Source organism: Neorhizobium sp. BETTINA12A (genome assembly GCF_023006485.1).
GTDB lineage: Bacteria > Pseudomonadota > Alphaproteobacteria > Rhizobiales > Rhizobiaceae > Neorhizobium.
Genome location: NZ_JALBGW010000066.1, coordinates 1 through 25,317, shown reverse-complemented (window position 1 = coordinate 25,317; position 25,317 = coordinate 1). Strand labels below are relative to the sequence as shown.

Genomic DNA, 25,317 nt, shown 5'->3' with positions numbered 1-25,317 from the left:
AGCCGCCCATGACGGCCGCCAGCCCCGCCGCAGCCATGGCGGCGGCCGAGCCCACTTCGCCCTGACAGCCGACTTCGGCGCCCGAGATCGAGGCATTGTGCTTGATGATGCCGCCGATGGCAGCCGCCGTCAGCAGGAAGTTATGCACGTCCGCCTGGGTCGCGTCCTCGTGAAAATGCAGGTAATAACGTACCGTCGCCGGGATGACGCCGGCCGCACCGTTGGTCGGCGCCGTGACCACGCGTCCGCCGCCGGCATTCTCCTCGTTGACCGCCATCGCGTAGACGCTCAGCCAGTCGTTGGCGAGCAGCGGGTTCAGCCGGTTGCTGCGCCATTCCTCGTTGAGCTTGTCGTGGATCGCCCTCGCCCGGCGCTTCACCTTCAGACCACCAGGCATGATCCCGTCGACCTTGAGGCCGCGGTCGATACAGCTGGACATCGCCTCCCAGATCCGGTCGAGACCGGCATCGAGCTCGGCAGCGCTCATCTTGGTTTCTTCGTTGGCGCGCTTCATCTGGGCGATCGTCAGGCCTGAGCCGCGCGCCATGTCGAGCATCTGCTTTGCCGAGGCGAATGGATAGGGAATGCGTGAGTCGCCGGCCGATTTCTTGGCACCGCGCATAGCCTCGATCTCGGTGTCCGTCACCACAAACCCGCCGCCAATCGAATAGTAGATCCGCTTCAGGAGAAGCCGGCCGTCCCGATCGAAGGCTGAAAAGCTCATGCCGTTGGCATGGCCGGGCAGCGGCTGCTTCTTGTCGAAGATCAGGTCGGTCTTCGGCTGGAATTCATAAGACCGATGGCCGGGCGGCGTGACGCGGCCGCTGCGCTCCACCTCGTCGATGATCGCGTCCATCCGGTCCGGATCGACGGCGTGGGGTTCCTCGCCGACCAGGCCCAATATCACCGCCCTGTCCGTCCCGTGACCGATCCCGGTGAACGCGAGCGAACCGTGCAGGCTCACCTTCAGCGCTGCGACATGTGCGCCGGTCGGGCGCGGCCACTCACTGGACAGGATGAGCTCCAGGAACCGGTTGGCGGCCGACATCGGTCCCATCGTGTGCGAGCTCGAAGGGCCGATACCAATCTTGAAGACGTCGAAAACGGACAGGAACATGAGAATCCGTGGGGTAATGAAACGATCGCCGAGCCTATGTCAGACCGGCGCTATGTCTTGGCGATTGCCCGACATCCGGTGAACCGGCCGCGACATGCTCTTAAAATAGAAACGGCGCAGTACGAATACCACGCCGGGGATCGAAATTCCGAAATTTCACTGCGGCAATCAGATAGCGCCGAACAGATACGCGAGAGCCAACGCCCCTGCAAATCCGAGGAGCGCCTTGAAGGTCACGCCCCAGCAGGACTTCTGGTCGGTATCTTCCACGTCATCTCCAGGTTCATGCCGCATCGATCAACGTCCGCTCCGGGTCGTCATGGCTAATGCTCTATTAAAATCCCGCCGCCTTCGCAATCCGGAAAATGGCGGAAACATGGCGGAAACCTTTGACGGATCACATTCGTAACGCCTGCACGCCGTTTGCGGTTCCTATCCGGATCGAGAAGGCTTGCCGCCGAAACCGAAACAAAGCATGACGAGACGGATTAGAGACCGATTCCAACCGGTGAAGCCATGACGAACGCCGATTATATTGCGCTTGCCCTCTTTGCCGTCCTTTGGTCCCTCTATTCGTGGGTGACCGCTGGTGCCGGCTCCCGGCTCTTTCCCCGCGCCAGCCTCAACCGGGCGATGGCCGAACGGCGGAAGGAATGGATCTACAATTCGCTTCGCCGCGACCTCAAGATGATCGACACTCAGATTTTGGCGGGCCTGCAGAACGGCACTGCCTTTTTCGCCTCGACATCGATCTTCGCGATCGGCGGTTGTTTTGCGCTGCTCGGTGCCACCGAACAGGTCGAGGCGGTCTTCCGCGACCTGCCCTTCGTCGCTTACGGTGGCCGCACCGCGTTCGAACTCAAGGTCGCCGGCCTCACCTTCCTGTTCGGTTATTCCTTCTTCAAATTCGGCTGGTCCTACCGTCTGTTCAACTATTGCACCATTCTTTTCGGCGCCTTGCCGATGATGCACGACACCAACGCCGACCGGGCGGCGGCCGAACGCGCCGCCGATCAGGTGGTGCGGATGAATACGATCGCGGCAGGCCATTTCAATTCGGGCCTGCGGGCACTGTTTTTGTCGGTCGGCTATCTCGGTTGGTTCATCGGACCCTATATGTTCATTGCCATGACCCTTGTGGTGGTCGTCGTGCTCACCCGCCGCCAGTATTTCTCGGAGGCCCGGCTGGCGATCATGGACCGCGGGACGCCCTGAGATCTGATCCGGAAAGACAAGCAGTGACTGTTGCCGAAACCCAGAACCCCACCCCGCGCAGACCCCGCATCACGCTGATCGATACGCTGCGCGGCGTCGCCCTCATCGCCATGGCGACCTATCACTTCACCTGGGATCTCGAGTTTTTCGGTTATGTCGATCCCGGCACGGCGACCCAGGGCTTCTTCAGGGTCTATGCCCGCTCGATCGCCAGCTCGTTCCTGTTCCTGGCGGGCGTCAGCCTCGTCCTCGCGCATTTCCCGAAGATCCGCTGGCAGCCGTTCTGGAAGCGTTTTGCGATGGTTGCGGGCGCTGCGCTCGCGATCAGCATCGCGACGCTGGTCGCCTTTCCGGGCGAGTGGATCTATTTCGGCATCCTGCACAATATCGCGCTGTCGAGCCTGATCGGTCTCGCCTTCCTGCGCCTGCCACCGTTGTTGACCGGTGCGATCATCGCCCTGGTGGTCGTGGCGATGATCGTCGACTACAGCCTGGTGCCCGGCGTGCTGGATTCGGCCCTGTTCGACGCCCGTTACCTGAGCTGGCTCGGTTTTGCAGAAGTCCCGCCGCGTTCGAACGACTATGTGCCGCTGTTTCCCTGGATCGCGGCGCTTCTGGCCGGGGTGGCCGTTGCGCGAATTGCACTGTCGAGGAACTGGCCGTTGCGTCTCGCTGCGGTCCAGACGCAGGAGAACTTTCTCTCGAAAGCCGGCCGCCACAGCCTGATCGTCTACCTCGTCCACCAGCCGGTGCTGATCGCGCTCGTCTATCTCTTCTCGCTGGTTCATCCAGCCCCGCCGCCGGATCCGCGGATCGGCTATGTCAGGAGCTGCGAAGCAGGCTGCACGGGCCGGGGCAACGATGCCGGCCTCTGCCAGAAATTCTGCGGCTGCACCGCCGACAAGCTGATCGCCCAGTCGCTGATGACGCCGCTGCAGTCCGGCGCCATCGCCCCGCAGGACGGCCGGGTGCAATCGCTCGCCGAACAGTGCTCGATCGAGGCGCAATAGCGGTCGTTCTGGAGATCAGGTGCCGACGCCGATTTCGGCCAGCCGGGTGAGGCACGCTTCCTCGACATTGTCGAGCTCCGTCAGCGTATCGTCGATATCCTTGCGCTTCTGGCGCAGGTCGTTGCGTTTTTCATCGAGGCGCGTCATCAGGAGCTTGAGCTGCCCGAGTTCGCCCGGCGGTTCCTTGTAGACCTGAATGATTTCGCGGATCTCGGCGATCGTGAAGCCGATCCGGCGGCCGCGCAGGATTTCCTGGATCAGCCGCCGATCCGTTGCCCGGAAAAGCCGCGTGCGACCCCGGCGTTCGGGGTGGATAAGGCCCTCGTCCTCGTAGAAGCGCAGCGTGCGGGTCGATACCCCGAATTCACGCGTCAGCTCCGTAATGCTATAATATTTGTTCACGTTCATGTCCTGCTACTCGTCAGCCAAACTAATTGACTTTTACGTAACAGTCAATTTTTGGGCTCAGCGGAGCATGAACCACCAGGTCGCCAGGCCGAGAAACGAGAAGAACCCGGTCGTGTCGGTAATCGCGGTCACGAACACCGCCGACGATACCGCCGGGTCGGCCCCGGCCCGGTCGAGAAGCAGCGGGATCATGATGCCGGCCATGGCCGCCGCAAACATGTTGATCAGCATGGCAGTGGCGATCAGCCCGCCGATATGCACATCGTGGAACCACAGCCCGGCCACCACGCCCACGAGACAACCGATCACCACGCCGTTGATCAGGCCGACGCCCGCCTCGCGTCGTGCGACGCGCCAGGCATTGTGAATGTCGAGATTGCGGGTCGCAAGCGCGCGCACCGTCACCGTCATCGTCTGCGAGCCGGCATTGCCGCCCATGCCGGCGACGATCGGCATCAGGATGGCGAGCGCTACCACCTGTTCGATCGTCGCTTCGAACAGCGAGATCACGGACGCCGAAATGAAGGCGGTGAAGAGGTTGACCAAAAGCCACGGCACTCGCGACCGCGAAGTCTCCCGGACCGAGTCGGACAGTTCTTCGTCGCCGACGCCCGAGAGGCGCATGATGTCCTCTTCCGCCTCCTCCTGGATAACGTCGACCACGTCGTCGATGGTGAGCACGCCGACCAGCCGGCCGTTGTCGTCGACGACGGCTGCCGAGATGAGGTCGTATTGCTCGAAGAGCTGGGCTGCCTCTTCCTGGTCCATGTCGGCGGGGATCGGATAGTTCGTCTCCCGCATGATCGTCTCGATCTTCACCTGCCGCTTGGCGCGCAGGATGCGGTCGAGGTCGAGCACGCCGAGCAGCTTGAAGGTCGGGTCGATGACGAAGATCTGGGTGAAGCTCTCCGGCAGGTCCTCCTCGTCGCGCATATAGTCGATCGTCTGGCCGACGGTCCAGAACGGCGGCACGGCGACGAATTCCGTCTGCATGCGGCGGCCGGCCGACTGTTCGGGATAATCGAGCGCGCGGCGCAGCCTCACACGCTCGGTGAACGGCAGTTGCGCCAGGATCTCTTCCCGGTCCTCGTGGTCGAGGTCTTCGAGAATGTAGACAGCATCGTCCGAATCGAGTTCGCCGATTGCCGCCGCGATCTGCGCGTTCGGCATCTGGTCGACGATCTCCATGCGGATATTTTCGTCGACTTCGGTCAGTGCGGTGAGGTCGAAATCGTCGCCGAGCAGCCGCACAAGCGCATGGCGCTGGTCGGGCAGGATCGCTTCGAGCAGGTCGCCGAGTTCCGATTCGTGCAGCCGCGCCACATGGCTGCGCAGGAAAAGCGTGTCGCGATCAGCGATTGCGGCGCCGACCATCGCCAGGAAGTCGGCGCGGATCGCACCGTCCTCGGAATAGATGTCGTCACCGGCATCGTCGGTTTTTGTGCGCAGGCGGTGGTCTTCGCCGATATCGCTCATCTGCCGCCCTCACTGCTGGTCTTTGACAAAACGAGAATGGCGGCAAAAAACATATTGTCAACAACCGGATAGCTGCACCCGGCGCTATTGCTCCTGCCACCGGTTTTCCTGCTAGAACAATTGCCGTTCCGGGTCCAGAGCGCATGGCGAAACGATGCGGAAAAACCCGAGAGGCAGCCCGATAGGCAGAAAGAGGAGTTCGAAAATGGCCATCCGAACCATCCTGAAATATCCCGATCCGGGCCTGTCCAAGCCATGCGAGCCGATCGCGGTTTTCGACGCGGCTCTGACGGCGCTGGCCCATGACCTTCTCGAAACGATGCGGGCGGCACCTGGCGTCGGCATCACCGCCGCGCATGTCGGTGTCTTCACCCGGCTTGTAGTGCTCGAACTGTCGAAGGAGAGCGGCGCGCGCTCTTACGCCAACCCGGAAATCCTGCTCTCCTCGGAGGAGTTGATACGTCATACCGAGGGCAGCGTCTCGATGCCCGGGGCCAATGACGAGGTAGAACGCCCGAAAAGGATCCGGTTCCGCTACCAGGATCTCACCGGTGTCGTCCACGAAGAGGATGCCGAAGGCTTTTATTCCATCTGCATGCAGCACGAGATCGACCAACTCGACGGGATCTTCTGGCTGAAACGGCTGTCCCGCCTGAAGCGCGAGCGGCTGCTGCGCAAATGGGACAAGGGAAAATAAAAATACGGCCGAACCAAATTCGCGTTCGCCCGTTGTCAGGTCGCAAGTCCAGCGAGGAGCTACGACCATGAATGCGACAGCAGACAAGACCGCAGCCGAGCTCGAGCGAAAAGTATCCGAGCGACTGGCTGCACTGCCGGACGTCGATTCGTCGATGATCGAACCACATGCCGAGGGAACCAAGGTTATTCTCGAGGGTTCTGTCGATACCGTGTTCTCCGCCCGCAAGGCGGTGTTGAGCGCGGAAACCGTGGATGGCGTACATGATGTCGAAAGCCACCTGACCCTGACGGGTCAAAGGAATGGCGCATCCACGAGCCACTGAGCCGAAATACCCGGCGCACCGGCCTTTCAGGAGGGGGTGCGCCGGGTCCATGTGGGAATGATAGGAGACTGCGGTGCCGAGCAAGAAAAAAGCTGACGACATTTCCCGCGAGGAAGATTTTCGCGATTACGATGACCGAAATATCGATGAAGGCTGGCCCTATGACGACGCTGGCAGCGCCCGGCCTGTCGACAACGCCGCCTATGGCGACCCCAAGGCCAATTTCGACAGCGACCGCAATCGAGGCTATCAGGTGGATGGTGTCGAACGCGACGGTTCGGAAGAGCGCCTGGCCGACAGCATTCGCCCCGGCACCAAGGGTATCGAGGAGGCCGACGATCTTGAAGAGCGGATCACCGACGCGATCGAGGAGCTGGACATGATCGACATGGCGTCGATCGACGTGCATGTCGAGGATGGCACCGTCACGCTCGAAGGCGCCGTCGACGATGCGGCGACCTCGCGCAAGATCGCCCGCCGGATCCAACGTGTCGCCGGCGTCCGCGAACTGGTCAACAACCTTCGCCTCGAAGGCGTCGACAGCCACATTCCCGACGACGATTGACGGCCCGAAGACGCCTAAGCGCTCGTCAGCAGGATATCCGGTAAATTTTTCAGAGTATTGCTGACGGTGCAGATTTCCTCGGCCATGTGGGCGATCTGCTTTTTCTGCTCGTCATCGAAATCCCCTTCAATACGGAAATCCACGATGAACCTGGTGATCCGGGACGGTCCTTCGTGGGCTTTCTCGCCGGTCACATGCACCTTCACCTCGCTCAGCCTGTCGAGGATGCCGAGCTTGCTTGCGGCGATGCGGCCGCTGAGCACGAGGCAGGTGGCAAGCGATGAAAACATCAGGTCGAGCGGATTGAACCCCGGCTCAGAAGCGCCCGTCACCACTTCCACCTGACCACCCGTCTCACTCGTCACCTGCGGGTGACCGAGGCGTCCGAGCACCGCCGTCGCGCCGATCGGCCGCGTCTTGATTTTCAGTTCGACCATTGTTTGTCCTTACCTTGCACATACGAGCTTGGATCAGGCCAATAGATAAGCGAGGAATTTCAGGATCGCATCCGGAATGGGCGATATGACTCGATGTTTTGCCATCGAAGCGGCAGATGGGCCTGATTTCCCGGATGCGATTTCATCCGGGCAACAAAAAACCCGCCGAAGCGGGTTTTTATTTTGGTGCGGTCGAGAAGACTCGAACTTCCACGTCTTGCGACACAGCGACCTCAACGCTGCGCGTCTACCAATTCCGCCACGACCGCATCGTGGTAGATGCCGACTTGCGCCGGCGGGGCTGCATGTAGCAAAAGCATTTGGGGTGCACAAGTGCGCCGTGACAGATTTTTGAAGGATAAAAATTGCAAGCGTGAATGCCTATATAAACCGGGCCGAAACCAGGCCCTTGCCGCACCCTTTTGTTTTTGCCAGAAGATTTTCCATGCTCACACGCACCGACCTCAATCTGTCCATGCTGCCGCAAACAGGCTCGCCGCCGGTGCGCTGGCGAATCTCCGATGGGCTTGTCCCTTACGAGGACGCCGTGGTCGAGATGGAGCGCGAGGTGGCGGCGATCGCCGATGGCCGCGCCGACGAACTCGTCTGGCTGCTCGAACATCCGCCGCTCTATACCGCCGGCACCAGCGCCGATGCCGCGGACCTGATCGAGCCGGACCGGTTTCCGGTGTTTTCCACAGGCCGCGGCGGCGAATACACCTATCATGGTCCCGGCCAGCGCGTCGCTTACGTGATGCTCGATCTCAAACGCCGGCGCCAGGACGTGCGCGCCTATGTGGCGGCACTCGAGGAACTGATAATCCGCACCCTCGACATGATGAACGTGCGCGGCGAGCGGCGCGAGGACCGCGTCGGCGTCTGGGTGCGCCGGCCGGAAAAGCCGCTTCTGCCGGACGGTTCGATGGCGGAGGACAAGATTGCCGCGCTCGGCATCCGCCTGCGCCGCTGGGTCAGCTTCCACGGTCTCTCTCTCAATGTCGAACCGGACCTCTCGCATTTCACCGGCATCGTGCCCTGTGGCATCAGGGCTTACGGCGTGACGAGCCTCGTCGATCTCGGCCTTCCGGTGATGATGGCCGACGTGGATATGCGCCTGCGTGAAGCTTTCGAGGAAATCTTCGGTGCCTCGGTTTCCGAAGCGGCTGTAACCTGATCTTGGCTTGAACATTGCCGCCCGCTGTGGTTGAAGAACCCGGTTCCTCGAAAGTGCCGGGCATGCCCTCTTCCACACCTGAAAATCCGCTGAAGGGCATGGCCATCATGGCCACCTGCATGGTCATCCTGCCGTTGATGGATGCCATCGCCAAATATATGGCGACCTTCGAGGCGATGTCGCCCGCGCAGGTGACATTCTTCAGGTTCTTCTTTCAGCTCGTCTGCATCCTGCCGCTCGTCGTCTTCACCGGGGCCGCCATCTTCCGGCCGAAACGCCCCTGGATGAACCTGCTGCGCGGCGTGCTGCATGCGGCCGCCAGCCTGATGTTCTTCGCGGCGGTCAAATACATGCCGCTCGCCGATGTCTTCGCCATCTATTTCGTCGAACCCTTCATGCTCACCATGATGTCGGCGATCTTTTTGCGGGAAAAGGTCGGCTGGCGGCGGTGGCTGGCGATCGTCGTCGGTTTCAGTGGCGCCATGATCGTCATCCAGCCGAGCTATGCGATCTTCGGCTGGACGGCGCTGCTGCCGGTCGCCTGCGCCTTCCTCTACACGCTCTACCTGTTCCTCAACCGCGCGATCGGCGAGGCCGATTCTCCGCTGGTCATGCAGACCATGGCAGGCGTCGGCGGCACGCTGTTCATGGCGGCGGCGCTTGTGGCCGGAGATAATGCCGGGGCCGCGGATTTCGCGCCGTCGCTCCCCGCTTCCTGGCTCGGTCTCATCCTGCTGATGCTGCTCGGTTCCATTTCGGGCTACATGCATCTGCTCGTGGTGCGGGCCTTCCGGCTGGCGCCGCTTTCACTGCTGGCACCTTTCCAGTATTTCGAAATCATCTCGGCGACCGTGCTCGGTTACGCTCTGTTCGGCGACTTCCCGACCGCCTCCAAATGGCTCGGCATCGCCGTCATTGTCGCCTCCGGCCTGTTCATCATCTGGCGGGAACGTTCCAAATCGAAGCAGCTCGGAACTGTTTGATGGCCTTGTTTCCCGCCGGTTAACCGCGCTTCTTTTCTGCCTCTCAACTTCTCTCATTTATCCCCCACATTCAGTTTCATGATGAAACGGAGAAATGAAGATGAGCGGGTTCCGCTTTTCTTTTCCGGCATGTGTCATCGCCGGGAAGGGTCGGATTGTGGCCGACGATATTTTGATGCTGCGCAAATATGCGTTCCCGGACGGCATTTGCTCCTCCGAAGACGCGCTCGTCCTTTTTGCGCTGAATGATTCCTGTCCCGAACAAAGCCCCGAATGGTCGACTTACTTCGTCGAAAGCCTGGCGGCATATCTCGTGCGTGACACAGAGCCGAAGGGGCGCATCGACGACGCAAAGGCTGGCTGGCTAATGCGCACGATCGCCGTCGACGGAGCCGTTCGTTCCGCGCTGGAGCTCGAATTGCTGCTGCATACCATGGAAGTGGCGTCCGAGGTACCGGAGAGCCTGTCGGCCTTTGCGCTCGACCAGGTTCGCCTGGCCCTCGATCCCGGGGCACGCGGTGCCTATCATGCCGCCCGCCCCGCCTCTGCCGGCATCACAGCCTTTGATCTCACCTATATCTGGCGGGTGCTGCGCGGCGCGATGGAGCGAGGCCGGCTGCTGCTCTCGCCGGTCGAAGCGCTGGTCCTGCGCGAGATCGATGAACTGACCGATGTTAGAGCCCATCATCCCGCCTGGCGGGAGATGATCGCGGCGGTGGCGACCTATGAAAGGCCGAAGGAAGTGCTGCGCTCCGGTCCCTGGCTGGTGACCGATGCCGGGCATCGGCTGACGCGAGAGGTGGCGGCCTGACAAACAGCCGGTCGCGACGCGTTGCACGGCTGCTCGTTCGCATTTTATCGGTTGGCTAAACCGCCTGGAAAATCAATCGGCCTAATGGTGTCTGTGATGATCGGCCAATCGCGAGCCGACAGGCTCCCGAGGTCGATATGACGCCTATTGTCTCCGCCGTCCTGTTGCTGACGATCAATCTCGGCCTGCTCTGGCTGCTGATGGCAGCACCCGTCGGCCGCCGCACCATCACGCTGCATCGGACGCTCGAAATCGCTCCGGAACGTCTCTGGCGCGCCTTTCACCCCGGCGGCGAAGAGGCGAGCTGGAACCCTTCGATCCTCTCCTCAGGGATGGAACGGAACCGCGGCGGGATAGAGATCGCCTACAGCCATCCCGATCGCCACGGTTCGCCGATCCGGCGGGTCTTCAAGGTGGAGGAAACTATCGATAGTGCCCAGCTCAGCTATGAGAGCCGTGCACGCGTGGTGGACGATACCGCGCTCGACATTTCTTTCTGGCGCAACTTCGAGGAATACCGCGCCGTGTCGGCCGCGCCTGGCGGTTCCACGATCACCCTTGCCCAGACGGACAACTATCGCGGCCTCGGCGTTTACCTGTTTCGTTATTTCATGATCCGCCGCGAGCTCTCGTCGCTGACTGCATGGCTGAAAAACGGCCGGCCGAAAACAGGCGGCATGATCGAACATCCGCTCACCCAGATAGTCCTGGCACTCCTCTCGACGCTGCTGCTCTGGCCCTTTTTCGGGCTGACTGCGGCAGGTCTGACGATCTCCACAATTCTGACGGTGGTCATCGTGCTGCATGAACTGGGGCACATGGCCGCCTATCGCGCCTTCGGGCATGAGAGGGTCAGGATGATCTTCGTTCCGCTTCTTGGAGGCATCGCCATCGGCGGTCGGCCCTACAACAGCCGCTTCGAAGTCGCCACCTGTGCGCTCATGGGCGCTGGCATGTCCGCCTTTCTCGTGCCGGTGGTGATTTCCGTCCACGATCTCTCGGCTACCCACCTGTTTTCTTCGTCGCTGCGGCAACCGGCGCTGGTCTTCCTGCTGATATTGGGTGCCTTTAACCTCCTCAATCTTCTGCCCATGTACCGCTTCGACGGCGGCAGGGTACTGAGGCAGATCTTTCCGACCCGCAGCCTGCTCGTCGCCGGCAGCTTCGGAATTACGCTCTTGATGTTGTGGGTCGGCTACCGGATCGGGCTGTCCTCCACCGCCCTGATCGCGGCACTTGCCGTGTTCACGCTGATGAGCTTGATCGGCTTTTCGTCCGTCAAGCCGCGCGAAACCCTTGAGCAAATGCATCCCGGCGAGCGGTTGATGGCGGGCCTCGGCCTCTATGCCGCGGTCGCCATCCATTCCTACGGTCTTGTCTACGCCTGCGACCGCCTGTTCGGCTGATCACCCGCGCTCCATATCACTCGACATCGACGTCTCCGCCCATTGACATCAACCCGCCAAGCGGCTCCAAAGGTTACATGAAAAGCGAAAACCCCGCACTATCATCCGGTTATTCCGCCGTACCTCCGGGCAAGATTGCCACCGTCGTGACCTGCCTCGAAATGTTCGAGAAGCCGCGCAGGAAAACCGCGACGGCGCCGGACACGCTTACCCTGGAACGCTGGCAGTCTCCTGCTCCCGACGAATACCGCGCGCTGTTCCGGGCGGTCGGCGAGAACTGGATGTGGGTCTCGCGGCTGGTCATGAGCGACGACGAACTTGCCTCGGTCCTCAACGATCCGCGGGTCGAGATTTACGTGCTTCTCGACGGCGGCCGCCGGATCGGCCTCCTAGAGCTCGATTTCCGTCAACAGGGCGAATGCGAGCTCGTCTATTTCGGCCTCGTCGCCGGTGCGATCGGCAAGGGCGCCGGCCGTTTCATGATGAACTGGGCGATCGAGAGGGCCTGGGCGCATCCGATCCGTCGTTTCTGGGTGCATACCTGTCACTTCGATCACCCGGCCGCAATGCAGTTCTATCAACGGTCCGGCTTTACGCCCTACGCGCTGATGGTCGAAGTGCTGGACGATCCGCGCCTGACCGGTCTGACGCCGCGCACGACGTCTCCGCACGTGCCGCTTATCGGTCCTTGATCCGCTCACCGAAATGCGACCGCGAACGGCTCGTTCCGGCTTGAGCCGGCCCCCTCGCCTGTGCCAAGGTCGCGCCGAATCTATAAAGCCTCAAGGGAGAACATCATGGATGTCCGCGCCGCCGTCGCCGTTCAGGCTGGCAAACCGCTCGAAGTCATGACCGTACAGCTCGAAGGCCCCCGCGCCGGCGAAGTACTGATCGAGGTGAAGGCGACCGGCATCTGCCATACCGATGATTTCACCCTGTCCGGCGCCGATCCCGAAGGCCTGTTCCCGGCGATCCTCGGCCATGAGGGCGCCGGCATCGTCGTCGACGTCGGCCCCGGCGTCACCTCGGTGAAGAAGGGCGACCACGTCATCCCGCTCTATACCCCGGAATGCCGCGAATGCCCCTCCTGCCTGTCGCGCAAGACCAATCTCTGCACCGCCATCCGCTCCACGCAGGGCCAGGGGCTGATGCCCGACGGCACCTCGCGATTCTCGATCGGCAAGGACAAGATCCATCACTATATGGGCTGCTCGACCTTTGCGAACTATACGGTTCTTCCGGAGATCGCGGTCGCCAGGATCAACCCGGACGCCCCCTTCGACAAGGTCTGTTATATCGGCTGCGGCGTCACCACGGGTATCGGCGCCGTCATCAACACCGCCAAGGTGGAAATCGGCGCCACCGCCATCGTCTTCGGGCTCGGCGGTATCGGTTTGAACGTCATCCAAGGCCTGCGCCTGGCCGGCGCCGACATGATTATCGGCGTTGATCTGAACAACGACAAGAAGGCCTGGGGCGAACGCTTCGGCATGACCCATTTCGTCAACCCGAAGGAAGTCGACGGCGATATCGTTCCCTATCTCGTCAACCTGACGAAGCGCGGCGCCGACCAGATCGGCGGAGCCGACTATACGTTTGACTGCACCGGCAATACCAAGGTCATGCGCCAAGCGCTCGAAGCGTCGCATCGCGGCTGGGGCAAGTCGGTGGTAATAGGCGTTGCCGGCGCCGGTCAGGAAACTTCCACCCGCCCCTTCCAGCTCGTCACCGGCCGCACCTGGATGGGCACGGCCTTCGGTGGAGCTCGCGGCCGCACCGACGTGCCGAAGATCGTCGACTGGTACATGGAGGGCAAGATCGAGATCGACCCCATGATCACCCACACGATGCCGCTTGAGGACATCAACAAGGGTTTCGATCTGATGCATGGCGGCGAATCGATTCGCAGCGTAGTGATTTATTGAGCGCGGTATCGGGTGCTTTCCGGAACGCGCTTCATTGTTACGAATAAGTCCACGATTCCAACTCCGATGAATGGGAGATGCAGAAGATGTACAAATTCGAGATTTATAAGGACAAGGCCGGGGAATACCGTTTCCGCTTCAAGGCTCCGAACGGTCAGACCATGTTCTCCTCCGAAGGTTATTCGGCCAAGGCTTCTGCCGTGTCGGCCATAGAATCCATCAAGAAGAACGTACCCGGCGCAACGGTCGACGACCAGACGACCGCCGTAGCCTGATACCGCTTCCCGCGCGCGGCCCGCCGGGGCGGGCTGCGTTGCCTCCCCCCATTCGGGGAGCCGACCGGGTTGAGGCCGGAGTATCCATCCATGATCTACGTCGATGCCGATGCCTGTCCGGTCAAGCCGGAGATCCTGAAAGTCGCGGAACGCCATAACTTCGAAGTGACGTTCGTCGCCAATTCCGGCCTTCGCCCGTCCCGCGACCCGATGGTCCATAATGTCATCGTCTCCGCCGGTTTCGACGCCGCCGACAACTGGATCGCCGAACGCGCCGGCCCCGCCGATATCGTCGTCACCGCCGACGTGCCGCTGGCGGTACGCTGCGTTGCCTCAGGCGCGCTGGTGACCGGCCCGACCGGCAGGGTCTTCGATGAAACCAATATCGGCATGGCGAGCGCCATGCGCGATCTCGGAGCACATCTGCGCGAAACAGGCGAAAGCAAGGGCTATAACGCCGCCTTTTCGCCGCGCGACCGCTCGAAATTCCTGGAAACGCTGGACAGGCTCTGCCGCCGCGCCAAATCAGCCACGTGAGCGATCGGAAAACCCGGATGCCGAGCCCCTGGCGCAAACTGACCTATCACCGGCATGGCCCGTTCTTCGCCGGCACCATCGCTTCGCTGGTCTGTCTGCCGTTCCTGTTCCTTTCCGTGCCGCAACTTGCGCCCGGCATCGCGGTCATCGTCTTCTTCCTGATCTATCTCGTCATGATGGCCGCCCGCATCCCGAAGCTCGATGGCGCCACGTTCAGAAAGAAAGGCCAAAACGACGACGAGCCCGCGCCGGTCATCTTAGGGGTAACTTTGCTCGCCGTTGCCGCCGCCGTGGTTTCGCTGTTCGAAGCGCTGAACCGTTCGCAGCCTGCGGGCCTTGCCTCCGTCTCGCTAGCCTTCGCATCCGTCGTGCTCGGCTGGCTGACGATCCATACGATGTTCGCCATGCATTACGCCCATCGCTTCTGGCGGCCGGACGAGCAGGCCGAAGAGAATGAGGCGAAGCGAGGCGGCCTCGATTTTCCCGAAACCGACGAGCCCGGCGCCTACGATTTTCTCTACTTCTCGTTCGTCATCGGAATGACCGCCCAGACATCGGACGTCCAGATCACCACGACCGACATGCGCCGCATCAATCTCGTGCATGCGGTCGTGTCATTCTTTTTCAACACCGTCCTTGTCGCCGCGGCCGTCAACGCCGTCGTGTCGATGGGCAATTGATATTCTCGAGGAGCATCGATGAAGGTCCTTTCCCAGAACACTGCCTTCGGCGGCATGCAGGGCGTGTTCATGCACGAATCCGAAGCCTGCAAATGCGAGATGACCTTCGCCGTCTTCGTGCCGCCTCAGGCAATCAGGGAGCCCTGCCCCGTCGTCTGGTATCTATCGGGCCTTACCTGCACCCATGCCAACGTCATGGAAAAAGGTGAATACAGGCGGATGGCCGCGGAACTCGGGCTGATCGTCATCTGCCCGGATACCAGCCCGCGCGGCAATGACGTACCCGACGAACTCACCAACTGGCAGATGGGCAAGGGCGCCGGCTTCTATCTCGATGCAACGGAAAAGCCGTGGGCCGAGCACTACCAGATGTACACCTACCTCACCGAGGAATTGCCGAATTTCGTCAGCCAGCATTTTCGCATGGACATGGACCGCCAGGGCATTTTCGGCCACTCCATGGGCGGCCATGGCGCCATGACGATCGCGCTCCGGAACCCCAACCGCTTCAAGAGCTGCTCCGCCTTCGCACCGATCGTCAAGCCCTCGACCGCCGACTGGTCGGCGCCCGCCTTCGAGAAATATCTGGGCGCCGACCGCTCAGCCTGGCGGCAATACGATGCCTGCGCACTGGTCGAGGACGGTGCGCGTTTTCCGGAATTCCTGATCGACCAGGGCAAGGCCGACGGCTTTCTCGAAAACGGCCTGCGCCCTTGGCTGTTCGAGGAAGCGGCCAAGGGAACGGATATCAGCGTGACGCTGCGGATGCACGAGCGCTACGATCACTCCTATTATTTCATCTCGACCTTCATGGACGACCATCTGCGCTGGCACGCGGAACGGCTGGGCTAGGCGCTTGATCAACAGTAGTCTCGGATATATATTCCATATGCATGGAGATTCACTGGTCGGACGAAAAGAATGATCTTCTCAAACAGAAGTTCGGTTTCGGCTTCGAGAGAATCGTGATCGCCTTGAGTGAGGGCATGCTCCTTGATGACCGCCGCCACGTGAATATCGAGCGGTATGCGCATCAGCGTCAATTGGTCGTGGAAATCGAAGGCTATGCCTTCATAGTGCCATATGTCGAAACGGAGGGAGGGGTTTTTCTGAAAACCTTTTTCCCCAGTCGCAAGGCGGTAAGAAGCCGTGAGCAAGAGCAAACTTGGCAGTGAACTGAGTGAGCAGGAAATCATCGCGCTCTCGGAGACCGATGAATGGGTGCCTGTTGGTGAAATCGAAGAACGCAAACGTCTCTGGCAGGATGCCGCGCGTAACGCGATCGACGGCAAGCGGCAGAGGATTTCCATTTCCATTCCGGAAAGAGATCTCGCGCGCCTGAAAGCCAAGGCGCTGGAACAGGGCATGCCCTATCAGACGCTGATCAATTCGATCCTGCACAAATACGTTTCCTAAGGCTCACGGAAACAAAGCCGTCGCCATTGTCGGGCGGCGCTGGCCGTCGAGGCGGAATTCGCCGGCGATGCGGTCGGCGATCTTTTCGGCGAGGTCACGATCCGCGGTATCCCCGTCCAGCAGGTAGATCGACGTCTTGAATGTTCCCCTGGCGATCGGTTCGCCGGTGTTCACCGATATCGCCTGTACCGTCACCTTCGCCTCATGCCGGCTGCCGATCAGCATCGGCATGTGCGACATCTCGTCTATTCGCACCGAGATGATCGTCCGCGGCAGGGCGATCGACCTGGTGGTGGCGCGGATCGCCTCGTCGACCAGCATGTCGGTGGCGATCACCAATCCCTTCGGCACATCCGGCCGCGCGGTCACGAAGGCGCCGCGCACGTCGTAGAGAAGTTTTTCCTGCGCCGTGTTTGCCTGTTCCAGGCGGAACGACATCAACGGCAAGACCGTCAAAGCAACAAGACAGAAACGAGAGAGACGACGGAGCATGAAGGAACCTGCAAAACGGCACCTTCAGATGTTCCAACGAACACGGTTAGAGAACGATTAAGCAGAGGGCCTCAACGCAAGAAAAGTTTCGGTCGCCGCCCGCATTTCCTCGAGCCGCTTGGCGCGTCGATGCTCGGCTTCCGCATCCGCGCCCCAATGTTCGATCGTCCAGTCCTCGTCGAGATGGGCAAGCGTCCAGGCCTCGTCGGCGGTGAGCCGGCCTTCCGCAAACGCAAGTGCGAGGATCGCCGAACCGGTCAGCGTCGTCACCGTGTGCAGCACGGCGAGTTCGATCGGCGTATCGTATTTCTTCAGCGTCACCGCAAAGGCGGCGGTCGCCTCCTTCGGCTGCTCCTGCGGCATCACGCCCTCGACCAGGATGAAGCGGGCGCCGAGTTCGTTGGCGGCCCAGTCAACGATCGGATCCCATTGTTCGCTCTGGCGAGCGACCAGGTTTTCCGGTGTCTCGGCGCGGTAGCAGAGCAGGTCGCTCGAAGAGAACCTCAGGATATCCTCGAACACCGCTTGGGGGTCGGTGGCGATGCCGTCGATCGCGGTATTGACGAGCCGCGTCACCGGCATGGTGCCCGGATCGATCACGTCCACCTGATTGGCCCACTCGTCGCGGATCAGTTCGGCAAGCCGGGCCGTCGGAGCCACGAGTGCTTTCTTCGCAGGCGTCCTGACCGGCCGGCCGTCGAGATGGATGGCATGGCCACCCTCGCCCTCGGCGACCGAGACTTGGCTGTAGAAGCGCTTCGGCAGCGGCTTGTGCATCTGGATCTGCGCCCGCCGCGTCGGGTCCGGATGGCTCAGCGCTTCGGATGGATCGGGAAACATGTCACGCATGGCAATAAAACCTCAGCCGATATGGCTCAGCAACTCGCTCGGATGATGGATGATCGCGTCGGCTCCGGCCTTGTTCAGCTCGTCCACCGAGGCATAACCCCAGGCAACGCCGATCGCCGTGGCGCCGGCTGCTTTCGCCATCTGCATATCGTAAATCGCATCGCCTATGACAAGAGTGTCGGAAGGTTTCATACCGGTCTCGTCGCAGCATTCGGTCACCATCGCCGGATGCGGCTTCGATGGGCAGTCGTCGGCGGTGCGCGACACGACGAAATATTTGTCGAAGCCGTGCGTCTCCATCACCAGCTTCAGGCCGCGCCGGGATTTGCCGGTGACCGCGCCGATCAGCAGGTCCTCGCGCGGTCCGATCGCGTCGATCAGCTCGCGAATCCCTTCGAACAACGGTTCCTTGAAATCCAGGTCCTGGCGGACGACGGCAAACAGCGTCTTGTAATAGGCCATCATCTCGACGGCCTCGTCATCCGCGTGCGGCTTGCCCTGCATGCGGGCAATCGCGATATCGAGCGTCAGCCCGATGATCGCCTTGGTGTCTTCCACCTTCGGCTCAGGCTTGCCGAAATGGGCAAAGCTGCGGCGCATGGTTTCATGGATCAGGTTGGCGCTGTCGACCAGCGTGCCGTCGCAATCGAAAAGGACCAGTTTCATTCGTCGTCATCATCCCTGCGGCCGTTTTCCATGTCGAAGCCGAGAAGGTTCCAGCTCTGCACCATATGCGGCGGCAAAGGTGCAGTGACCTTCAGCCGTCCGCCGTTCGGATGCGGAATGTCGATATGACGCGCGTGCAGATGCAGCTTCTTCTGGATGCCGCCGGGAAAATCCCAGTTGTGATCGTCGTCGAAATATTTGGGATCCCCGATGATCGGATGGCCGATATGCAGCGCATGGACGCGCAGCTGATGGGTACGGCCGGTATAGGGTTCCATCTCCAGCCAGCAGAGCGTCTGCGCCGCCATTTCCAGCACCCGGTAATAGGACACCGCGTGGTCGGCGCCGTCCTCGCCGTGCCGGGCGATCCGCATGCGGTCGCCATCCGGCGTCTGTTCCTTGACCAACCACGTGGAGATCTTGTCCTCGTGCTTGCGCGGCACGCCCTTGACCAGCGCCCAATAGGTCTTCTTGGTATCGCGCTCGCGGAAGGCGGCGGTCAGCTTCTGCGCAGCACCCCGGGTGCGGGCGATCACCAGCACGCCTGACGTGTCGCGGTCGAGCCGGTGGACCAGCCGCGGTTTTTCACCCTTGGGGCTGATCCAGCTGTCGAGCATCTGGTCGATATGGCGTGCGACGCCCGATCCGCCCTGCACGGCAAGGCCAGCCGGCTTGTTGAGCACGATCACCTTCTCGTCCTCGTGCAGCACCATGCGCGACAACAGTTCGAAATCGCTGGAATGCTTGAGATCCTTGCCGGCGATCGGCCCGGTCTTCTTGGCGTCGACCTCCATCGGCGGAATGCGCACCGTCTGTCCCGGTTGTACGCGGGCGTCGGATTTCACCCGTCCGCCGTCGACGCGCACCTGTCCGGAACGCAGCAGTTTCTGCAGCGGCCCGAAGCCGAGGCCCGGGTAATGGATCTTGAACCAGCGGTCGAGACGCATTCCCGCTTCGTCCGCTTCGACGCGGATATGCTCGATGCCTGCCATCAAAGCTCTTTCATATCTGGATGTGGGCCAACGGCCTTTGCCCGGTCTTTAGAGCATTGCCCGCCCGAGCGCCAGTCCGGCGAAGACGGCACCGAGCGCGATCACCACGCTCGCGACGATATAGGTGACGCCGACCATGGTCGCACCCCGCTCCAGCAGCGACACGACATCCAGCGAAAAGGCTGAGAACGTTGTGAAGCCGCCGAGAAAGCCGGTGATGATCAGCAGCCGCATCTCGGGCGATGCATCGTACCGTCGGACGATGAGTTCGGCGAGAAAGCCGATCGCGAACGAGCCGGCGATGTTGACGGCAAGCGTTCCCCAGGGAAAGGCAGCCCCCCATAGGCGCAGCGCCCAGAACCCGACGATATAGCGGCAGACGGAGCCGATGGCTCCGCCGATGGCGACGAGAAGCATATTGTTCATGGGGGTTTTCTGTAGGCCAAAACCGGAAATCGTCAAATCGATAAAATGCCCGCATTTTGTTTAAACGGGAACAAATCAGGGCCGGCGTAATTATCATATTCTGAGAAAAGACGCGACAGGCGCCATGACACAACTGGTCACCATATCGGCGAACACCGCCGCACTCGCCATCGAGGCGCTGAAGCCCGGACGACGCCTCTCCGTCAAGGATCAGGTCAAGGACATCAAGGCCGACTCCGAGCGCAATGCCCGTCGCGCCGAAAATGCCAGCGACCCCGGCGATATCGAATTTATGATCCCCGCCACGACGGTCTCGATCGATGTGCTGACGACCGACCAGCATCATCATCCGCAGGCGACTTTCTCCCAGGCGCAGTCAGCCTATCGCGACCTCGAAGACTGATCCTCTTCCCGCAGTTTTCACGCCGCCACGCACCGGATGTTCTTTCGCCCGCTCCCCGAGCGGGCTTTTGCGTTTCGGTGGTAGTCGATGAAATCTGCGGCCGGAAGCGGTTTGGAAAACAGCCAGCCTTGGCCGAAACCCACGTCGTGAGCCTTCAGATAATCGGCCTGCTCCTCCGTCTCCACGCCTTCGGCGACAATCTGCAGGTCGAGCGTCTTCGCCATCTCGATGATATGGCCGGTGACCGAACTGGTGGCGCTGTTGCGGCCGATCGTGTCGATAAAGGACTTGTCGATCTTCAATGCATCCATCGGCAACCCCTGCAGATATTGCAGGCTTGAATATCCGGTGCCGAAATCGTCGATCGCCACCAGATGGCCGCGTTCCCGGGCCCGGGCGAGCGTCGCCCGCGCCGCCTCGATATCGATGAAGCCGCGTTCGGTCGCCTCCAGCCAGATCTGCCCCGCCGCGATCTCCGTCTTGGGAAGCTTATCGCCGAGAACATCGAGAATACGGCCGGACGTGACGTCGTCGGCGCAGAGGTTGATGGCGATATGCAGCGATCGGTCGGCCGCGAGTAGCGCCCCGAGATCGGCGATGACGGCTTCGACGACCTGGTCGGTAATCGGCAGAATGAGCCCGCTCTCCTCGGCAAGCGGGATGAACAGATCCGGGCGCACCAGCGATCCATCCGGCCGCCGCCAGCGCACCAGGGCCTCGGCACCGACGCAGATGCCGGTCTTCAGTTCGATGATCGGCTGATAGTGGACGATGAATTCGCGCTTGCGCACCGCGATCACCAGTTCACCGAGCGGTGACAGCCGCTTCCTGGAAAGCCAGATCACGACGCCGACGATGAAGATGGCGATGAAGGCGCCGACCGGCAGCAGCAGGAACTGTTCCGCCTGAAGCCTGCCGGCAAGGTTGGAGCGCGGCTCCATGGCGATCGCGATCAATCCCTTGTCGCGCGCTATCGCGTAAAGCACCGAGGACGTCATGCCGTTCTTCGGCTCGTCGATCAGCGCGTTGACGAGGGCCGTTTCGGGGGAATTGAGTTCGTTGATCAGCATGCCCTGCCGGTTGGCGAGCGCCAGCGAGATGTCGGCATCTGCCAGGATGTCGACGAAACGGGCAGGATCGACCAGCACGTTATAGGGGCCGTAGTGCAGCGCCATCATCGGGTTACCCATGCTGACCGCCGGCTGCACGCGGGTGGCCACTTCCACGCCGTCGGGCGTCATGTAGTCGATCCACGGCCGGTCGACCTTGCGCTCCTCGATCCCCCAGGAGGTGCATTTCAGCAGGCCGTTCTCGAAATAACCGACTTCCTTGACCGAGGGCGTGTTGAAGGCGATCACCCGCATGCGGGCGATGTGCTGGTCCGAACAGGGTACCAGACGCGGATAGGCGAGCGAATCAAGCGCTGCCCGCGCATCCTCGAACGTCCTGCTCGCACGCGTGATCGTCTGCTGCGCGATCCGCTCGAGATTGTTCTGCTGTTTCTCGACCGTGATGACCCACGAAATATAGACCATCGCGGCAATCGGAATGATTGCCCCGAGCAGGCCGAGGAAAATGGCCGCCGCAATCACCCGAGAACGTCGCAGTTCCATTGCCGAAACCTTTGATGAGAGGTCTTGGGCGGTATTCATCGCGGACTTCTGTTAAGATTCATTGATACAACTCGATCAGGTTGTATCGAAGCAATTTCTAAAGCCCTTCCGGTTGTCGTCCGGGCGGCGCCAGTCACTCTGAATGCGCTACCCGGCCGGCAAATCCGTTGGCTTCCTAGGTCCGCTTGTCCGCGAAACGCAATGGAAGGCTATCGAAAGCCTTGATCTCCTTGAGGACGAAGGTCGTCTGCATTTCCTTGATGCGCGGCAATCGCCGCAGCGTCGACATGGCGAAATCCGCATAGGCATCGAGATCGGGTGAGACGACCTGCAACAGGAAATCCGCGTCTCCCGCGATGCTGTAGCAGGCCACCACCTCGTCGAGGCCGATCACCTCGGCCGCGAAAGCTTCCGCCTCTTCCTCGCTATGGCTGTCGATCTTGACGCGGATGAAGGCGAGCACGCCGAGGCCGATCGCCTTTCGGTTCAGCACCGCCTTGTATCCCTGGATGACGCCCGTCTCCTCCAGATGCCGCACGCGCCGCCAACTCGGGGAGGTCGAAAGCCCGACCTTGTCGGCCAGCGCCTGATTGGTCAGCCGGCCGTCTTCCTGCAACGCTTCCAGAATTCGTATGTCCGCCGGCTCGACGTCGTTCGCCATAAGAATCTACCCATATTTCCGACCATCTAGGTAGATCTTACCTAAGAATGCCGAAAACGGGAAGCAAAAGACAGGATTGACCGGCCAATCCGGAGTAGGCTGCCGGTCCTCTTCCACTGATGGATACCCTGCCCGCCTATGACCGACGACATCCGCCTCGCCATTATCGTCAACCCCGCCCTGCCGCTTGGCCTCGTCACCAACACGGTCGGCGCCATCTCGGTCGGCCTCGGTGCGCGCATGCCGGCACTTGCCGCCCGCCGGCTGACCGATCGCGAAAACCGGACGATCGATATCAGTTCCGCTCTGCCGGTACCGATCCTGCAGGCGCAGGCAGAGACGATCCGCTCCTTGATGCTGAAGGCGCTGTTGCCGCTACAGGACCACGCGATCGTTCCCTTTCCGGCTTTCGCCAGATCGCTGCACGACTATCGGGACTATGAAGCCACCTTCCCAAATCGCGATCTGGCGGAGGAGGAGATCGACGGCCTTGGCCTCGCCGGCCCTTCGAAATGGATAAAGTCGCTGACCGGCAGCCTCAAACTGCTGCGCTAGAGACGAAGAGCCCGCTCCCACGAGCGGGCCTCCATCGAATTCACTTGTGCTCGTGGCCGGCCGGTCCCGCCGCCTCGACCGGCAGCGTGATATCCACCTTGCCGGCCTTCTCGAAGGTTAGTGTTACCGGCACCTTGCCGCCCTGCTTGAAGGGTTCCTTGACCTTGATGAACATCAGGTGCAGCCCGCCGGGCGTCAGTTCGACGGTCTTGCCTGCCGGGATGGCTATACCGGTATCGAGCTTGCGCATTTTCATTACCTCGCCCTGCATCGCCATCTCGTGCATCTCCACGTTGCCTGCGACCGGCGACGAGACCGAGACCAGCATGTCGTCGGATTTGCCGTTGTTCTTGATGGTGAAATAACCGCCGCCGACCGGCTGGCCGGGAAGCATCGCCTTGGTGAAGGCGCCCGTCACTTCCAGGTCGCCGAGCTTGGCGGGCGCGTCCTGAGCGGCCGTCGCTCCCGCAATAATAATGCCGGTCGCAGCGAAAATGCCGAGGAAAGCGAGTTTGGTGAAAGTCTTCATGGATTATCCCCATACGGTGACGGCATCTGTGCCGGTCGACCGCGATTGATCTGAGAGCGTTAAAACATCAAATCGAGATCGGCGGAGCACGGGATTTAGGCCGGGCGACGGCGGTCGTACCGAGAAGTTCGGAAAACTGGCGCAGGGGATTGGCAAGCGACGCGCGCTCTGCCGCTAGTAAGGCTTCATCCTCCGGCGGCGGCAGGATGACCGATGCTGAGAGCAGGCAGACTTCGCAGAGCGGTTTTGCCGCCGGCATCGGATGGCCGTGGTCGCCTTCGGAACAGATATCGGCAAATGTGCCGTCCGGCAGCCGATAGGCTTCGCTGTAGGAATCGAGTGGCGCCGAAGCCTGCACGGGCTGATGGGCAAACCCCAGCAAAAGCAGCAGCATCGCGCAGAAAATGCGCGTTGAGGTCGCCGCCATGTCCAGTCTTGCCGTCATCGTTTCGCCTGTTTGGGTGATGCGGGAATAATCCAAATCACGATAAAGCGCAAAAGCCCTTTTGTCGCGTGATACAGAACCCATTTCACCCCGCATTGCATTAGATCAAATCGCGTTTGCTGCGTTGCGACAAAAATAGTGTTCGGTGCGACATGCAGGGCTTGCCAAATGGCGCTCGAGGCCGATAATACCGCCCAGACTCGCTGGGAGAAGCCGCTTCAATGCGGTGCCGAAGGAGCAACCGCCCCGGAAACTCTCAGGCAAAAGGACCAGCAGTCGACCGACAGGAACTCTGGAGAGAGGCCCGAAGAGGGCCCGCCGAAGGGATAACAATCTCAGGCGACAAGGACAGAGGGGGCTCATAAACCGGTGCGTCATTGCGCCTGAATCTGAGCCGGCGCTTGAAATGCGCCAACCCTGGAGGCGTCCTTGGACGATCAGACCGTTCTCAAGACCACCCTGCTTCACGCCCTCCATCTGTCGCTCGGCGCCAGGATGGTGCCTTTTGCAGGCTACGACATGCCGGTGCAATACCCGGCCGGGGTGCTGAAGGAACATCTGCACACCCGCACCGCCGCCGGCCTTTTCGATGTCTCCCATATGGGTCAGGTCGTCATCCGCGCGAAATCCGGCGCTTACGAGGATGCGGCACTTGCGCTCGAAACCCTGGTGCCGGTCGATATCCTCGGCCTGAGACCCGGCCGCCAGCGCTACGGCTTCTTCACCGACGACAACGGTGGCATTCTCGACGACCTGATGATCACCAATCGCGGCGACCACCTGTTCGTCGTCGTCAACGCCTCCTGCAAGGAGGCCGATCTCGCCCATCTGCGGGCGCATCTTTCCAGTTGCGACGTCGAACTCCTCGAAGACCGCGCGCTCCTCGCCCTCCAGGGACCGCGCGCCGAGGCGGTGCTGGCGGCTCTCTGGCCGGATGTCACCTCCATGACGTTCATGGACGTCCGCGACGCGTCCCTGCACGATGTCGACTGCATCATCTCCCGCTCCGGTTATTCCGGCGAGGACGGGTTCGAGATTTCTGTTCCGGCGGATCAGGCCGAACAGATCGCCAAGGCGCTGCTCGAAGACCTGCACTGCCAGCCGATCGGGCTTGGCGCCCGTGATTCGCTGCGCCTCGAGGCCGGCCTCTGCCTCTATGGCAACGACATCGACACGACCACCACCCCGATCGAGGCTGCGCTCGAATGGGCGATCCAGAAGCCCCGCCG

33 protein-coding genes, 1 tRNA gene and 2 riboswitches are annotated in these 25,317 nt (G+C 61.4%); of the genes, 20 read left to right on the top strand and 14 right to left on the bottom strand.

The annotated features are described in order from the left end of the window. Positions 1-1,117, bottom strand: a 1,117-nt coding sequence (locus MOV61_RS16860) for an L-serine ammonia-lyase (RefSeq protein ID WP_247137403.1), incomplete at its 3' end; no start/stop codon positions are given. A gap of 516 nt (positions 1,118-1,633) precedes the next feature. Between MOV61_RS16860 and MOV61_RS16855 the strand changes: the two genes are divergently transcribed. Then, positions 1,634-2,332 carry a DUF599 domain-containing protein gene (locus MOV61_RS16855; RefSeq protein ID WP_247137402.1) on the top strand — a complete coding sequence of 233 codons (699 nt, stop codon included), beginning with the start codon at positions 1,634-1,636 and terminating at the stop codon, positions 2,330-2,332. Positions 2,333-2,355: 23 nt separating this feature from the next. Beyond that, on the top strand, positions 2,356-3,342 hold the full coding sequence (locus MOV61_RS16850; RefSeq protein WP_247137401.1) for a DUF1624 domain-containing protein: 987 nt from the start codon (positions 2,356-2,358) through the stop codon (positions 3,340-3,342). Positions 3,343-3,357: 15 nt separating this feature from the next. Here the strand turns inward: MOV61_RS16850 and MOV61_RS16845 are convergent, their stop codons facing one another. Further along, positions 3,358-3,750 (bottom strand): MerR family DNA-binding transcriptional regulator, encoded by a 393-nt coding sequence (locus tag MOV61_RS16845; protein WP_038543106.1) that lies wholly within the window; start codon positions 3,748-3,750, stop codon positions 3,358-3,360. A gap of 57 nt (positions 3,751-3,807) precedes the next feature. Then, a complete protein-coding gene (gene mgtE, locus MOV61_RS16840) occupies positions 3,808-5,226 on the bottom strand; it encodes a magnesium transporter (protein ID WP_038543108.1) in 1,419 nt (472 codons plus the stop codon). A gap of 205 nt (positions 5,227-5,431) precedes the next feature. On the opposite strand from mgtE, the gene MOV61_RS16835 reads away from it, so the two are divergent. The 3 genes from MOV61_RS16835 (at position 5,432) to MOV61_RS30480 (ending at position 6,813) form a co-directional block, all read left to right on the top strand. Then, positions 5,432-5,923 carry a peptide deformylase gene (locus MOV61_RS16835; RefSeq protein WP_247137400.1) on the top strand — a complete coding sequence of 164 codons (492 nt, stop codon included), beginning with the start codon at positions 5,432-5,434 and terminating at the stop codon, positions 5,921-5,923. Positions 5,924-5,990: 67 nt separating this feature from the next. Then, positions 5,991-6,248 carry a BON domain-containing protein gene (locus MOV61_RS16830; protein WP_105415886.1) on the top strand — a complete coding sequence of 86 codons (258 nt, stop codon included), beginning with the start codon at positions 5,991-5,993 and terminating at the stop codon, positions 6,246-6,248. A 73-nt stretch (positions 6,249-6,321) separates the two neighbouring features. Then, complete coding sequence (locus MOV61_RS30480; protein WP_247137399.1) at positions 6,322-6,813, top strand: BON domain-containing protein; 492 nt, start codon at positions 6,322-6,324, stop codon at positions 6,811-6,813. A gap of 14 nt (positions 6,814-6,827) precedes the next feature. On the opposite strand, the gene MOV61_RS16820 is transcribed toward MOV61_RS30480, so the two are convergent. Continuing rightward, a complete protein-coding gene (locus MOV61_RS16820) occupies positions 6,828-7,250 on the bottom strand; it encodes an OsmC family protein (protein ID WP_247137398.1) in 423 nt (140 codons plus the stop codon). A gap of 184 nt (positions 7,251-7,434) precedes the next feature. Then, positions 7,435-7,519 (bottom strand) — tRNA-Leu (locus tag MOV61_RS16815). Positions 7,520-7,695: 176 nt separating this feature from the next. On the opposite strand from MOV61_RS16815, the gene lipB reads away from it, so the two are divergent. From lipB to MOV61_RS16755, 12 genes are all read left to right on the top strand, one after another. Further along, complete coding sequence (gene lipB / locus MOV61_RS16810) at positions 7,696-8,424, top strand: lipoyl(octanoyl) transferase LipB (RefSeq protein ID WP_247137397.1); 729 nt, start codon at positions 7,696-7,698, stop codon at positions 8,422-8,424. A gap of 62 nt (positions 8,425-8,486) precedes the next feature. Further along, a complete protein-coding gene (locus MOV61_RS16805; protein WP_247137396.1) occupies positions 8,487-9,407 on the top strand; it encodes a DMT family transporter in 921 nt (306 codons plus the stop codon). 175 nt (positions 9,408-9,582) lie between these two features. Further along, positions 9,583-10,218: a hypothetical protein gene (locus tag MOV61_RS16800; protein ID WP_247137395.1), complete on the top strand. Its 636-nt coding sequence runs from the start codon at positions 9,583-9,585 to the stop codon at positions 10,216-10,218. A gap of 137 nt (positions 10,219-10,355) precedes the next feature. Beyond that, a complete protein-coding gene (locus MOV61_RS16795) occupies positions 10,356-11,624 on the top strand; it encodes a hypothetical protein (RefSeq protein ID WP_247137394.1) in 1,269 nt (422 codons plus the stop codon). Between the two features lie 77 nt (positions 11,625-11,701). Beyond that, the gene (locus MOV61_RS16790; RefSeq protein ID WP_038543121.1) at positions 11,702-12,316 is read left to right on the top strand and encodes a GNAT family N-acetyltransferase; all 615 of its coding nucleotides are present in this window, start codon (positions 11,702-11,704) and stop codon (positions 12,314-12,316) included. A gap of 105 nt (positions 12,317-12,421) precedes the next feature. After that, complete coding sequence (locus MOV61_RS16785) at positions 12,422-13,549, top strand: S-(hydroxymethyl)glutathione dehydrogenase/class III alcohol dehydrogenase (protein ID WP_247137392.1); 1,128 nt, start codon at positions 12,422-12,424, stop codon at positions 13,547-13,549. Positions 13,550-13,635: 86 nt separating this feature from the next. After that, positions 13,636-13,824 (top strand): YegP family protein, encoded by a 189-nt coding sequence (locus MOV61_RS16780; protein ID WP_038549224.1) that lies wholly within the window; start codon positions 13,636-13,638, stop codon positions 13,822-13,824. 90 nt (positions 13,825-13,914) lie between these two features. Next, positions 13,915-14,361 (top strand): YaiI/YqxD family protein, encoded by a 447-nt coding sequence (locus tag MOV61_RS16775; protein ID WP_038543124.1) that lies wholly within the window; start codon positions 13,915-13,917, stop codon positions 14,359-14,361. Between the two features lie 17 nt (positions 14,362-14,378). Then, positions 14,379-15,041, top strand: coding sequence for a DUF1345 domain-containing protein (locus tag MOV61_RS16770; RefSeq protein ID WP_038543127.1), 663 nt, complete (start codon positions 14,379-14,381; stop codon positions 15,039-15,041). 18 nt (positions 15,042-15,059) lie between these two features. After that, the gene (fghA, locus tag MOV61_RS16765) at positions 15,060-15,893 is read left to right on the top strand and encodes an S-formylglutathione hydrolase (protein ID WP_247137391.1); all 834 of its coding nucleotides are present in this window, start codon (positions 15,060-15,062) and stop codon (positions 15,891-15,893) included. 41 nt (positions 15,894-15,934) lie between these two features. Continuing rightward, entirely contained in the window at positions 15,935-16,216 is a 282-nt protein-coding gene (locus MOV61_RS16760) for a toxin (RefSeq protein ID WP_247137389.1), read from the top strand. Beyond that, on the top strand, positions 16,191-16,457 hold the full coding sequence (locus tag MOV61_RS16755) for a CopG family antitoxin (RefSeq protein WP_038543133.1): 267 nt from the start codon (positions 16,191-16,193) through the stop codon (positions 16,455-16,457). The genes MOV61_RS16760 and MOV61_RS16755 overlap by 26 nt, the downstream gene beginning before the upstream one ends. Positions 16,458-16,460: 3 nt before the next feature. Here the strand turns inward: MOV61_RS16755 and MOV61_RS16750 are convergent, their stop codons facing one another. The 5 genes from MOV61_RS16750 to crcB all read right to left on the bottom strand — a co-directional run bounded on the left by MOV61_RS16750 (position 16,461) and on the right by crcB (position 19,882). Next, the gene (locus MOV61_RS16750) at positions 16,461-16,895 is read right to left on the bottom strand and encodes a hypothetical protein (protein ID WP_051899719.1); all 435 of its coding nucleotides are present in this window, start codon (positions 16,893-16,895) and stop codon (positions 16,461-16,463) included. A 111-nt stretch (positions 16,896-17,006) separates the two neighbouring features. Next, entirely contained in the window at positions 17,007-17,798 is a 792-nt protein-coding gene (locus tag MOV61_RS16745) for an ATP12 family chaperone protein (RefSeq protein WP_247137388.1), read from the bottom strand. 12 nt (positions 17,799-17,810) lie between these two features. Then, a complete protein-coding gene (locus MOV61_RS16740; protein WP_038543139.1) occupies positions 17,811-18,464 on the bottom strand; it encodes an HAD family hydrolase in 654 nt (217 codons plus the stop codon). Continuing rightward, positions 18,461-19,456 carry an RluA family pseudouridine synthase gene (locus MOV61_RS16735; RefSeq protein WP_247038153.1) on the bottom strand — a complete coding sequence of 332 codons (996 nt, stop codon included), beginning with the start codon at positions 19,454-19,456 and terminating at the stop codon, positions 18,461-18,463. The genes MOV61_RS16740 and MOV61_RS16735 overlap by 4 nt, the downstream gene beginning before the upstream one ends. A gap of 48 nt (positions 19,457-19,504) precedes the next feature. Beyond that, positions 19,505-19,882: a fluoride efflux transporter CrcB gene (gene crcB, locus MOV61_RS16730; protein WP_038543145.1), complete on the bottom strand. Its 378-nt coding sequence runs from the start codon at positions 19,880-19,882 to the stop codon at positions 19,505-19,507. Positions 19,883-20,006: 124 nt separating this feature from the next. Between crcB and MOV61_RS16725 the strand changes: the two genes are divergently transcribed. Beyond that, positions 20,007-20,285: a hypothetical protein gene (locus MOV61_RS16725; RefSeq protein ID WP_247137387.1), complete on the top strand. Its 279-nt coding sequence runs from the start codon at positions 20,007-20,009 to the stop codon at positions 20,283-20,285. A gap of 17 nt (positions 20,286-20,302) precedes the next feature. On the opposite strand, the gene MOV61_RS16720 is transcribed toward MOV61_RS16725, so the two are convergent. Then, positions 20,303-21,898, bottom strand: a complete 1,596-nt coding sequence (locus MOV61_RS16720) for an EAL domain-containing protein (protein WP_247137404.1) — start codon at positions 21,896-21,898, stop codon at positions 20,303-20,305. A 175-nt stretch (positions 21,899-22,073) separates the two neighbouring features. Further along, on the bottom strand, positions 22,074-22,559 hold the full coding sequence (locus tag MOV61_RS16715) for an Lrp/AsnC family transcriptional regulator (protein WP_247137386.1): 486 nt from the start codon (positions 22,557-22,559) through the stop codon (positions 22,074-22,076). Between the two features lie 138 nt (positions 22,560-22,697). Here MOV61_RS16715 and MOV61_RS16710 point away from each other — a divergent pair, with 138 nt between their 5' ends. Next, positions 22,698-23,114: a DUF2000 domain-containing protein gene (locus MOV61_RS16710; RefSeq protein ID WP_247137384.1), complete on the top strand. Its 417-nt coding sequence runs from the start codon at positions 22,698-22,700 to the stop codon at positions 23,112-23,114. A gap of 40 nt (positions 23,115-23,154) precedes the next feature. Here the strand turns inward: MOV61_RS16710 and MOV61_RS16705 are convergent, their stop codons facing one another. Together MOV61_RS16705 and MOV61_RS16700 are read right to left on the bottom strand one after the other, a co-directional pair. Further along, positions 23,155-23,643 carry a copper chaperone PCu(A)C gene (locus tag MOV61_RS16705; RefSeq protein ID WP_247137383.1) on the bottom strand — a complete coding sequence of 163 codons (489 nt, stop codon included), beginning with the start codon at positions 23,641-23,643 and terminating at the stop codon, positions 23,155-23,157. Positions 23,644-23,710: 67 nt separating this feature from the next. After that, positions 23,711-24,088: a hypothetical protein gene (locus tag MOV61_RS16700; RefSeq protein ID WP_247137382.1), complete on the bottom strand. Its 378-nt coding sequence runs from the start codon at positions 24,086-24,088 to the stop codon at positions 23,711-23,713. Positions 24,089-24,282: 194 nt separating this feature from the next. After that, a riboswitch (glycine riboswitch) is annotated at positions 24,283-24,370 on the top strand. Further along, positions 24,371-24,450, top strand: a riboswitch (glycine riboswitch). A 67-nt stretch (positions 24,451-24,517) separates the two neighbouring features. Here MOV61_RS16700 and gcvT point away from each other — a divergent pair. After that, on the top strand, positions 24,518-25,317 hold an 800-nt coding region (gene gcvT / locus MOV61_RS16695; protein WP_247137380.1), incomplete at its 3' end, for a glycine cleavage system aminomethyltransferase GcvT.